This window comes from Streptomyces sp. NPDC002690, assembly GCF_053592415.1.
The window spans coordinates 1-10214 of the sequence record NZ_JBSFVR010000274.1 but is presented as its reverse complement, the minus strand read 5'-3'; the positions used below and the strand labels follow the sequence as shown (position 1 = coordinate 10214).

At 71.3% G+C, this 10214-nt stretch carries 6 protein-coding genes; 2 read left to right on the top strand and 4 right to left on the bottom strand.

The window, feature by feature from the left end; translation table 11 throughout:
- Positions 1-139: 139 nt before the first annotated feature.
- On the bottom strand, positions 140-2395 hold the full coding sequence (gene katG / locus ACWD3D_RS27005; protein WP_451463389.1) for a catalase/peroxidase HPI: 2256 nt from the start codon (positions 2393-2395) through the stop codon (positions 140-142).
- 381 nt (positions 2396-2776) lie between these two features.
- On the opposite strand from katG, the gene ACWD3D_RS27000 reads away from it, so the two are divergent.
- Complete coding sequence (locus ACWD3D_RS27000) at positions 2777-3187, top strand: Fur family transcriptional regulator (protein ID WP_451463388.1); 411 nt, start codon at positions 2777-2779, stop codon at positions 3185-3187.
- A 10-nt stretch (positions 3188-3197) separates the two neighbouring features.
- On the opposite strand, the gene ACWD3D_RS26995 is transcribed toward ACWD3D_RS27000, so the two are convergent.
- Positions 3198-4403 carry a metallophosphoesterase gene (locus tag ACWD3D_RS26995; RefSeq protein WP_451463387.1) on the bottom strand — a complete coding sequence of 402 codons (1206 nt, stop codon included), beginning with the start codon at positions 4401-4403 and terminating at the stop codon, positions 3198-3200.
- Between the two features lie 578 nt (positions 4404-4981).
- On the opposite strand from ACWD3D_RS26995, the gene ACWD3D_RS26990 reads away from it, so the two are divergent.
- A complete protein-coding gene (locus tag ACWD3D_RS26990) occupies positions 4982-6820 on the top strand; it encodes an adenylyl cyclase (protein ID WP_451463386.1) in 1839 nt (612 codons plus the stop codon).
- A 107-nt stretch (positions 6821-6927) separates the two neighbouring features.
- Here ACWD3D_RS26990 and ACWD3D_RS26985 read toward each other — a convergent pair whose 3' ends face one another.
- Together ACWD3D_RS26985 and ACWD3D_RS26980 are read right to left on the bottom strand one after the other, a co-directional pair.
- Complete coding sequence (locus ACWD3D_RS26985; RefSeq protein ID WP_451463385.1) at positions 6928-7716, bottom strand: SDR family NAD(P)-dependent oxidoreductase; 789 nt, start codon at positions 7714-7716, stop codon at positions 6928-6930.
- 483 nt (positions 7717-8199) lie between these two features.
- Complete coding sequence (locus ACWD3D_RS26980; RefSeq protein ID WP_451463384.1) at positions 8200-10143, bottom strand: hypothetical protein; 1944 nt, start codon at positions 10141-10143, stop codon at positions 8200-8202.
- Positions 10144-10214: the final 71 nt, after the last annotated feature.

Below are 10214 nucleotides of genomic sequence, written 5' to 3'. Positions count from 1 at the left end.
CCCGCCGGTTTCGGGGGGCGGGGGGGTCTTGCCCGCCTCGCTGTTTGGGGGGGGGGGGGGCGGTCGGTTCTCCCCCGGCCCCCACGGCGGCGACCGGAGTGCACCGGCCGCTGAGGGAAGCGATGGAGATGGGGCAGGGTCAGTTCAGGTCGAACCGGTCGAGGTCCATGACCTTGGTCCAGGCGGCGACGAAGTCCTTCACGAACTTCTCCTTCGCGTCGTCGGCGGCGTAGACCTCGGCGAGGGCGCGGAGTTCGGAGTTGGAGCCGAACACCAGGTCGGCGCGCGTACCGGTCCACTTGACCCGGCCGGACGCGTCGCGGGCCTCGAACTCGTCCTGCGCCGACGACGTCGACTTCCAGGTGATGCCCAGGTCGAGCAGGTTCACGAAGAAGTCGTTGGTCAGCGTGCCCGGCCGGTCGGTGAGGACGCCGTGCTTCGAGCCGCCGGTGTTGGCGCCCAGCACGCGCAGACCGCCGACCAGGACCGTGGTCTCCGGAGCGCTCAGCGTCAGCAGGTTGGCCCGGTCGAGGAGCAGGTACTCGGCGGGCAGACGGATGCCCTTGCCGGTGTAGTTGCGGAAGCCGTCGTACGAGGGCTCCAGCGCGGCGAAGGACTCGACGTCCGTCTGCTCCTGGGTGGCGTCGACACGGCCCGCGGTGAAGGGCACCTCCACCTGGACACCGGCGTCCTTGGCCGCCTGCTCGACGGCCGCGCCGCCCGCGAGGACGATGAGGTCGGCAAGCGAGACCTGCTTGCCCCCCTTGGCGTCGAAGGACTCCCGCACACCCTCCAGGACACGCAGGACCTGAGCCAGCTCGTCCGGGTCGTTCGCCTCCCAGCCGCGCTGCGGCTCCAGGCGGACCCGGGCACCGTTGGCCCCACCGCGCTTGTCGCTGCCGCGGAAGGACGAGGCCGAGGCCCAGGCGGCCGAGACCAGCTGCGCCACCGTCAGGTCGGTGGCGAGTACCTGCTCCTTGAGCGAGGCGATCTCCGCGGCGTCCAGCGGCTCACCCGTGCGGGCGGGCAGCGGGTCCTGCCACAGCAGCACCTCGGAGGGCACCTCGGGGCCCAGGTAGCGCTGGATCGGGCCCATGTCGCGGTGCGTCAGCTTGTACCAGGCGCGCGCGAAGGCGTCCGCGAACTCCTCCGGGTTCTCGTAGAAGCGGCGCGAGATCGGCTCGTAGGCCGGGTCGAGGCGCAGCGACAGGTCGGTGGTCAACATCTGCGGCTTGTGCTTCTTCGACGCGTCGTGCGCGTCCGGGATGGTGGCCTCCGCGTCCTTGGCGACCCACTGGTGCGCGCCGGCCGGAGACTTGGTCAGCTCGTACTCGTAGGCGAAGAGGTTGTGGAAGAACTCGTTGCCCCACGTGGTCGGGGTGCTGGTCCAGGTCACCTCCAGACCGCTGGTGATGGCGTCCCCGCCCTTGCCCGTCCTGTAGGTGCTGCGCCAGCCGAGGCCCTGCTCCTCCAGCGGGGCGCCCTCGGGGTCCGCGCCGACGTTCTCGGCCGGGCCCGCGCCGTGCGTCTTGCCGAAGGTGTGGCCACCGGCGATGAGGGCGACGGTCTCCTCGTCGTTCATCGCCATCCGGCGGAAGGTCTCGCGGATGTCACGGGCCGCCGCGATCGGGTCCGGGTTGCCGTTGGGGCCCTCGGGATTGACGTAGATCAGGCCCATCTGGACCGCGCCGAGCGGGTTCTCCAGCTCACGGTCGCCGGTGTAACGCTCGTCGTCGAGCCAGGTGGTCTCCGGGCCCCAGTAGACGTCCTCCTCCGACTCCCAGACGTCCTCGCGGCCACCGGCGAAGCCGAAGGTCTTGAAGCCCATGGTCTCCAGGGCGACGTTGCCGGTGAGGATCAGCAGGTCGGCCCAGGACAGCGCCTGGCCGTACTTCTTCTTGACCGGCCACAGCAGACGGCGGGCCTTGTCGAGGTTGCCGTTGTCCGGCCAGCTGTTCAGCGGGGCGAAGCGCTGCTGACCGGCGCCCGCGCCACCGCGGCCGTCGCTGATGCGGTAGGTGCCGGCGCTGTGCCAGGCCATCCGGATCATCAGAGGCCCGTAGTTGCCGAAGTCGGCCGGCCACCAGTCCTGCGACGTGGTGAGCACCTCGGCGATGTCCCGCTTGACGGCGGGCAGGTCGAGTCCCTCGAACGCGGCCGCGTAGTCGAAGTCCGCACCGAGCGGGTTCGCCACGGCGGGGTTCTTGGCGAGGATCTTCAGGTTGAGGCGGTCCGGCCACCACTGGCGGTTCCCGCCACCCTGGGTGGGGTGCGGCGCGCGGCCGTGGGCCACGGGGCAGCCGGCTGCCTGAGCCTCGGGCACTTCGGGAATGGCCGTCTCGGGCGAGTCCGGAACGACGGGATCGAAGACGTGCGACTCGTGGTTCTCGGGCATGAGCAATCCTTCCGGACCCGGCGGGTCGTGGGGGCGCTGAACGGGGGAGGAGGATTCCGGGCCGTGCAGAAGGGGCACGTTGTTGCCGGGGTCTCGTCGCGGGGCCGCCCGAACGCCTTGCGGGCCACCGGACCGAACGGTCCCGGGCGGTGCGACGAGGACGCCGCCCGGCCCGCGCTGAGCGCTCGGCCGGTGGTGTCCCGTCACGTGTCTCTGCTGCAGTACCGGAGTCTTCCTGTCTCTTGGATGTCGCCGGAATTGATCCTACGATGGACTTCGTCCAAGTCAAGAAGTGCGCTAAAACCATGATGGCCGGGCGCGGCGTCGTCGGATCCTTCCCGGGGCCGCGCGTCCCCCGCGAAGCGGAGCAGGTGAGACCGGATGAGCGACCTTCTTCAGCGTCTGCGGGACCGTGACTGGCGGTTGACCTCACAGCGGCGTGTCGTCGCGGAGGTCCTCGACGGCGACCACGTGCACCTGACGGCGGACGAGGTGCATCTGCGGGCCGCCGCACGGCTGCCCGAGATCTCCCGGGCGACCGTCTACAACACACTGGGGGAACTCGTCGCGCTCGGCGAGGTGCTGGAAGTCTCCACCGTTGGCCGGGCCAAGCGTTACGACCCGAACGCGCGCCGCCCCCATCAGCACCTGGTGTGCTCAGGCTGCGGCGCGGTCCGCGACGTCCACCCGGCCGGTGACGCCCTCGGCGACCTGCCCGAGGCCGAGCGGTTCGGGTTCGCCGTCGGCTCGGTGGAGATCACCTACCGCGGCCTGTGCCCGGCCTGCGCCTGACCGCTCGGCCCTATCGCGGGGAACGGAGCACGAGCAGGGTGATCTCGCTGGGGGCGAAGACGCGGAAGGGCGGGCCCCAGAAACCTGTGCCGCGGCTGGTGTAGAGGAAGGTCCGAGCCCCGTGGTGGCTGAGTCCGGCGAGGGCGGGCTGGTCGAGGCGGACCAAGTGGTGGAAGGGCCATATCTGGCCGCCGTGGGTGTGGCCGGAGAGCTGGAGGTCCACGCCATGGGCTGCCGCCCGGTCGATGAACTTGGGCTGGTGGGCGAGGAGGAGGACGGGAAAGTCGGGGTCGGCGCCCTCGAGGGCTCCGGCGAGGTGGGCTCGGTGGCCCGCGAGGCCGGAGGACTCGGCGGTGACGTCGTCGACGCCGGCGACCACGAGGGTGTCACCGCCGCGTTCGAGCAGCAGATGGCGATTGCGCAGCGGCTCCCAGCCCAGTTCGTCCATCAGATCGACCCAGCCCTGGGCCTCGCTGTAGTACTCGTGGTTCCCGGTGACGTAGACGCGGGCCCGGGTCGCCCGCACCGTGCCCAGCGGGGCGGCCTGGGCGCGACGGCGCTCGGCCGTGCCGTCGGCGATGTCGCCGGTGTGGCAGACCAGGTCGGCTTCCAGGGAGTTCACCGTCTCGCACACCCGCTCGGACCAGCGGGCGCGGTCGAGGGGACCGTAATGGGTGTCGGTGATCAGGGCGACGCGGGTTCCGTCCAGTCCGGCCCCCAGGCGCGGGAGCCGTACGTCGAGCCGGCGTACCCGGGGCACCCGTCGGGCCTCGGCGTATCCCCAGGCGAGCAGCACGGCGGCTGTTCCGAGGACTACCCAGGTGACGATGCGCGCCCGGTCCTGCCCGTCACCGGCGCCGGCCACGGTCAGGGCGAGCCGCAGCAGGACGCCGAGCAGAACGGACCAGGTGAACAGGATCCAGATGCCGCCCAGCAGCGTGTCCCCGAGGATCGCCGCCCGGTCCCGCTGGCGCCGGCCGTGGCCGCGCACCATCGCGAGCGGCATGACGAGCAGACCGAGGGCGAACCCGATGGTGCCGATCAGTCTGACGGGGAGCGGCCAGTGCTGACCGGCGTACAGGAGAACCCAGCACGGCACGGCCCACAGCAGCACGGGGGCGGTCAGAGGGACCCAGCGCATCAGACGCTGCAGTCGGCTCCGTGGTGCGCCCGGTGCGTCACCGGCGGCGGATCGGGTGTCGCTCGTCTCGGTCATGCTTCCCCTCCTGAGGATCCGTCCGGCGGATCGTGCCGTACCGGAGCCGGGCGGGGGCCACGACCCGTCGCCGTGCCCCAGCCCGCGCCCCGGTCGGATCCGCCGCCATGCCTTGATTCCGCTCCGGCCTCGACTGCCGCCTGAGCTTCCTTGGGAGCCCATTGTCCGCCGTCGCGGAAAGGGCCGGCCTCCGGGCTCCGGTGAGTCCGTTCTCCTCTCCCGGGCCGCCCGCCGAGCCGGGACCACGGCCGTGCGCGTGGTCCTGCGCGGACGCGGCATCGGCGGCGGCGTACGCGAGGTCGTCGACGCGTCGGTCACCGGCCGGGCCGCTCATCGGGACCGCTCGGTGGGCCCACTCATCGGGTCCGCTCGTCGGTCCACGGGGGGTCGTGGGCGGAATCGTGCGCTTCTCACGACTTCGTCCGGTCGGTGTGCGAATCCCCAAATCCCCCTTGGTGCAAGCGCATTGACGCTCCCCATTGACGGTGATTCACTTCGTGGCTGAGAGAGCGCTCTCAGAGATCGGGGGCCCGGTGACGGCCCCGTCCATTTCACGCCATGCAGGGAGAGCCGTGTCCATGATTCCCTCTCGCCGTAGTGTGCTGCGCGGGGCAGCCGCTGCCGCTGCCGCGGTGCCGCTGATCAGCGGAGTCGCCTCAGCACCGGCGTTCGCGTCGGCCGCGGACTCCGACAGGCACGGCGCCGGCCATGCCGGCGACGAACACCGAACCGGCCACGCCTCCTCCGGTCTCGGCCCGAACGTCCTGGTCTTCGACCCGTCCATGAGCGACGCCTCGATCCAGGCCAAGGTCGACGCCGTGTTCGCCGTCCAGGAGTCCAACCAGTTCGGCGACGAGCGGTTCGCCCTGGCGTTCAAGCCGGGCACCTACAACGTCGACATCAACGTCGGCTTCTACACGCACGTCCTCGGCCTCGGCGCGAGCCCCTCCGACGTGGTGATCAACGGTCATGTCACCGTCGACGCACAGTGGTTCGACGGAAACGGCACCCAGAACTTCTGGCGGGCGGCGGAGAACCTGACCATCGTGCCCCCGGACGGGCTGGAGCGCTGGGCGGTCTCCCAGGCGGCCCCGATGCGCCGCGTCCACATCAAGGGGAACATGACCCTGATGCCGAGCCCGCCCGGCAACCAGTGGTCCAGTGGCGGCTTCCTGGTCGACAGCAAGGTGGACGGGCAGGTCGATTCCGGCTCCCAGCAGCAGTGGCTGTCGCGCAACGACACCTTCGGCAGCTGGACCGGCTCCAACTGGAACATGGTGTTCGTCGGTACCGAGGGCGCCCCCGCGCAGTCCTTCCCGGCCCCGCCGATGACCACCGTCGACCGCACCCCCGTGGTGCGGGAGAAGCCGTTCCTCACCGTGGACCGTCACGGCTCGTACCAGGTCTTCGTTCCCGCGCTGCGCTCCAACAGCACCGGCACGACCTGGGAACACGGTCAGGCCCGGGGGCACGGCATCCCGCTGTCGCAGTTCCACGTGGCCCAGCCGGGCGACTCCGCCGCCGAGATCAACCAGGCCCTCGCCCGCGGCAAGCACCTGCTGTTCACCCCGGGCATCTACGACATCTCCGCGCCGCTGCGGGTGAAGCGCGCCGGCACCGTGGTGCTGGGCCTCGGCCTGACCACCCTGCGCTCCACCCACGGCAACACCGTGATCGACGTCGCCGACGTCGCAGGTGTCACCCTCGCCGGGCTGCTGGTCGAGGCGGCCTCCAAGCACACCCCGGTACTGGTGCGCGTCGGCAACGGCCGGAGCCGGCTGCGGCACGGCGCCGACCCGACCGTGCTGTTCGACATCGTCGCCCGCATCGGCGGCGCGATCGCCGGCGGTGCGGGTATCAGCGTCCAGATCGACAGCAACGACGTGATCTGCGACCACCTCTGGCTCTGGCGCGCCGACCACGGCCTCGACGGAACCGTCGGCTGGACGGTCAACCCCGCCGACACCGGCATCGTGGTGAACGGTGACCACGTCACCGTGTACGGGCTCTTCGTCGAGCACTACCAGAAGTACGAGGTGCTGTGGCAGGGCGAGCACGGCCGGACCTACTTCTTCCAGAACGAGCACCCCTACGACGTTCCCACGCAGTCGGCCTGGCGCCACGGCTCCACGCTCGGGTACGCCGCCTACAAGGTCGGCGACCAGGTCCGTGAACACCACGCCTGGGGGCTGGGCAGTTACTGCTTCTTCAACCTCGGCGCGAACATCTACACCGACGCCGCCTACGAGGTGCCGAACACCCCCGGCGTCGTCTTCACCGACCTGATGACGGTCTGTCTCAACGACGCGGCCGGCGGCGGCATCCTGCACTGCATCGACAAGGCGGGCGACCCGGTCCAGAACGGCTTTGGGACGTACTTCATGAAGTCGTACTCCAACGGGGTCGTCGGCGCCTGACACGGTGAGGCACGCGGGTGGCGCGGCGGTCGTACGGACCGCCGCGCCACGCGCGTACCCCGGAAGCCGTGACACGTGGCCCCGCGTGAAGTCGGCGAGGAGAGTGGCTACAGGGTGCTGACCAGGCCGCCGTCGATGACGAAGTCGGCACCGGTGATGTTTCCGCTGCGGTCGCCCGCCAGGAAGACGACGAGGTCGGCGACCTCCTCGGGACGGGTGAAACGCCCGGTCACCGAGCCGCCCGCCGCTTGCTCCGCCACGGCTTCGGGGCTGCCGCCCTTCGCCGCGGAGACCGACGCGGCGACCCCTTCGTCACCCAGCCACAGCGCGGTGCTGACGGGGCCGGGACTGACCGTGTTGACGCGGACGCCCTGCGGCCCGAACTCCTTGGACACCGCCTTGCAGAAGTTGGACAGCGCCGCCTTCGCGGTGCCGTAGTCGATCACCAGGGGATCGGGAAGGAAGGCGTTGACCGAGCTGATCGTGACCACGCCGGCCCCGGTCCTTCCGGCCATGTGGGGGAGCGCGGCCCGGGTGGCGCGGACGGCCGCCAGAAAGTTGATGGTCCACGCCTCCTCCCACTCCTCGTCGGTCACCGTCAGGAAGCCGGCGACGCGTGGGCGCACCGCGCCGACGTTGTTGACGAGGATGTCCACCGCGCCGTACGCGGAGACCGCCGCGTCGACGAGAGAGCGGGGCCCGTTCGGACCGCCGAGATCGACCTCGACGGCGAGGACACGTCCGGTGCCGGCCAGCGCTTCGAGCTCAGGGGTGGTCTTCCGCGCTCCCGCGACCACGGTCGCGCCTTCGCGGACGAGAGCCCGGGTGACGGCGAGTCCGATGCCCCGGCTGGCGCCGGTGACGATCGCGATGCGGTGGGACAGGCCCAGGTCCATGGTGGATTCCTTCGCGGGTCGATCTCGACGGTGACTGCCGGCGACAGCGCGCGCGCCGGTACCGATCGAGCGTCCCACGGGTCACCGCGGCGGGCGCGGTGTGATCGTCGACTTCGGCCCGTCAGCGGCGGCGGACCGCAACGGGGGTCGTCCGTCTCCGCCGGGCAACCTCTCAGCGATCACGCCGCTACCGCGTGAGGCGGTAGGTCATGTCGGGACACCGGTCCGACGGCGGGGCCGAACTCCGGGTGAGGGTACTCGACCGCTACTGGGGGAAGTTCACGCTCCCGCCGGAGCCCGGCGCCGCACCCCGCCGTTGGAGGCGTGCCTCGTCGCCCCGGACCCGGGCGGCCCGGGTCGCCGCGACGCTGCCGGCCTTCGCCCGGGGGGCAGCGGCTCCGTAGACGGGACCCCGAGCCCTGCGGGCATACGGCCTCGCGACCACGAGACCGGTGAGGCGCGGCCCCAGTGCGTACAAGGTGCTCACCAGGCCGGTGAATCGGATTCCAGGTGCACCACGGCGATGTCCCGGACCGCGGTGACTGCCTCGGGGGCGATCCGCGCCAGGACGGGGATCGTGTGATACCAGCCGGTGGTACCGAGTGCGAGGTGCAGGGGTTTGACGGCCGCTTTCCCGGCGGCAGGGGTGTCCGAGGTCGCCGACAGGGCCAGGTGCTGAACGCTGCGGGTGAAGGTGTCCGTACCGATCGGGTCCGGAACGGGACGGAGGCGGAAGGGGATGCGGGTCAGGTGCGCCGCCACTGCCGTCAGTGCGACCGCTCTGTGGTGCGGAGAGGCGGACAGTGCGGCCACCCGCTGGGCAGTGGCCGGGTCGTGCAGAGCAGTGTGGAGTACCGCCAGTGCGGCGGACGGGAAGTTGCCGGTCCCGCGATTGGTCAGGTCCCGAGCCAGCCAGTCCAGTTGACGGCCCGGTTTCTCTCCGTCGCCGATGCGCAGGAATGCCTCGACGAGGACGTCTTCGGGGTGCCAGGACTGCGGGCTGCTCCGCACCGCTCGGTCACGTGCCTGTTCCCATGCCGTGTCGAAGAGCGACCGCTGTTCGGGCGGCAGGTGGATGGCAGCCGGGAGCAGTTCCACCAGTGAGGCCAGCAGTCGCTGACTTCGGATCGCGTGCTGGGCCGCGTCCAGGCGCCTCAGTAACGGAAGGATCAGCTCGGCCGCCGCTTCGGGAGCGAGCGGCGCGAGTTCCGCGGCGACAGCCACGCGTGCCGCCCGGTCGGCCTTCCGCCACGCTGCCCGCATGCCCGCACCGACCGGCGGGCCGTGCCGCGCGATCAGGTCCATGGCGTGCTCCACCTCACCGGCGGACGCCAACGCCTGTGCCACGTAAGGCCGGCACGAGGCGGAGGTGGTCGCGGCGGCCAGGGTACGGAAGGCCGCCCGTGCGTGGTGGAGCGCATCGGCCGGCCGGTGCACGTCCGCGTACGCCAGTGCCACGCCCGAGTGAACGCGCACTCGGTCGGCCGGGTGCCTCACCAGGTCGAGCAGCGTATGGGGATCCGTGGCCGTGTCCGTACGGACGAGCGAGTCCGCGAGGTCCGGCAGCCACACAGGACCGCGGAGCGTCCCGGATTCGTTCGAGGGCAGGAGGGCGAATGCCCGTTCCAGGTGGTGTTCTGCTTCGTCGACGGCATGGCGCCCGGCCAGGTGGAAGGCTCGCTCGGCGAGGCTGGTGGCCTCGGTGAACTCCTGTTCCTCGTCCTCGGAGGGGACGGGTCCTTCCGGCAGGTCTGCCGGCTCCACCGGAAGGGCGCGCCGCCCGATTTCCAGCACGCGGCCGACAGTCCCAGATGATGCTCCGATGTCGACGAGAGCCTGGGAGAGGACTGCGAGCGTGCCTCGGAAGCCGAATTCGACGTGGAAGGCGTCCGCCGTGGACAGCCGCCCGGCGTCGGCGTCCGGGTCCAGCACGTGCGTGAGGTAATCGCATGCCGAGGCCACGAGTCGCTCGGCGTGCACCGGCCGGGACCCGGCCACGAGCGAGGCGGCGGCGGCGACCACCGAGACGTTCTCCAGTGTCGGCGCGTTCTCCCAGACCTCCGCCGCGAGCGCCGAAGCGCGGTCGTGGAGGCGGTCGGCGCGGTCGGGGGCCGCCGAGGACACCTTCTGCCAGAGCCGAAGGGCGGCGGTCGCGGCGGCCGCTTCGGCCGGGTCTTCGCAGGTGAGCCTCTCGGCCTGCCCTTCGAGTTCGTCCAGAAGGGCGGCCGCGTGCTCCGGATGGTCCGGTGCCGACAACTCTGCGGCCAGCGCCCAAGCCTCGGTGCGGGCCGTTCCCGTCCCGTGCGTGGAACGGAGCAGAGCGAGGCCGTCCTCGAACTGGCCCCTCGGGTCACGGCCCTTGCCCGGGCGGGCCGGTGCGTACCCGGGTCGGCGGTCCAGTCGACGGTTCGTTGTGACGCGAGTCACCGATCGGACCCGCGGTTCGTCACTGTCAGCTGAGCGTCACTTGGCGGTTGGTGAGCCCGCCGCGTGCCCGG

Bases quoted from the DNA above. Each gene is read 5' to 3' on its own strand.
- ACWD3D_RS26990 (WP_451463386.1), top strand. From the start codon at position 4,982: ATGATTCCCTCTCGCCGTAGTGTGCTGCGCGGGGCAGCCGCTGCCGCT.
- ACWD3D_RS26985 (WP_451463385.1), bottom strand. From the start codon at position 7,716: ATGGACCTGGGCCTGTCCCACCGCATCGCGATCGTCACCGGCGCCAGC.
- katG (WP_451463389.1), bottom strand. From the start codon at position 2,395: ATGCCCGAGAACCACGAGTCGCACGTCTTCGATCCCGTCGTTCCGGAC.
- ACWD3D_RS27000 (WP_451463388.1), top strand. From the start codon at position 2,777: ATGAGCGACCTTCTTCAGCGTCTGCGGGACCGTGACTGGCGGTTGACC.
- ACWD3D_RS26995 (WP_451463387.1), bottom strand. From the start codon at position 4,403: ATGACCGAGACGAGCGACACCCGATCCGCCGCCGGTGACGCACCGGGC.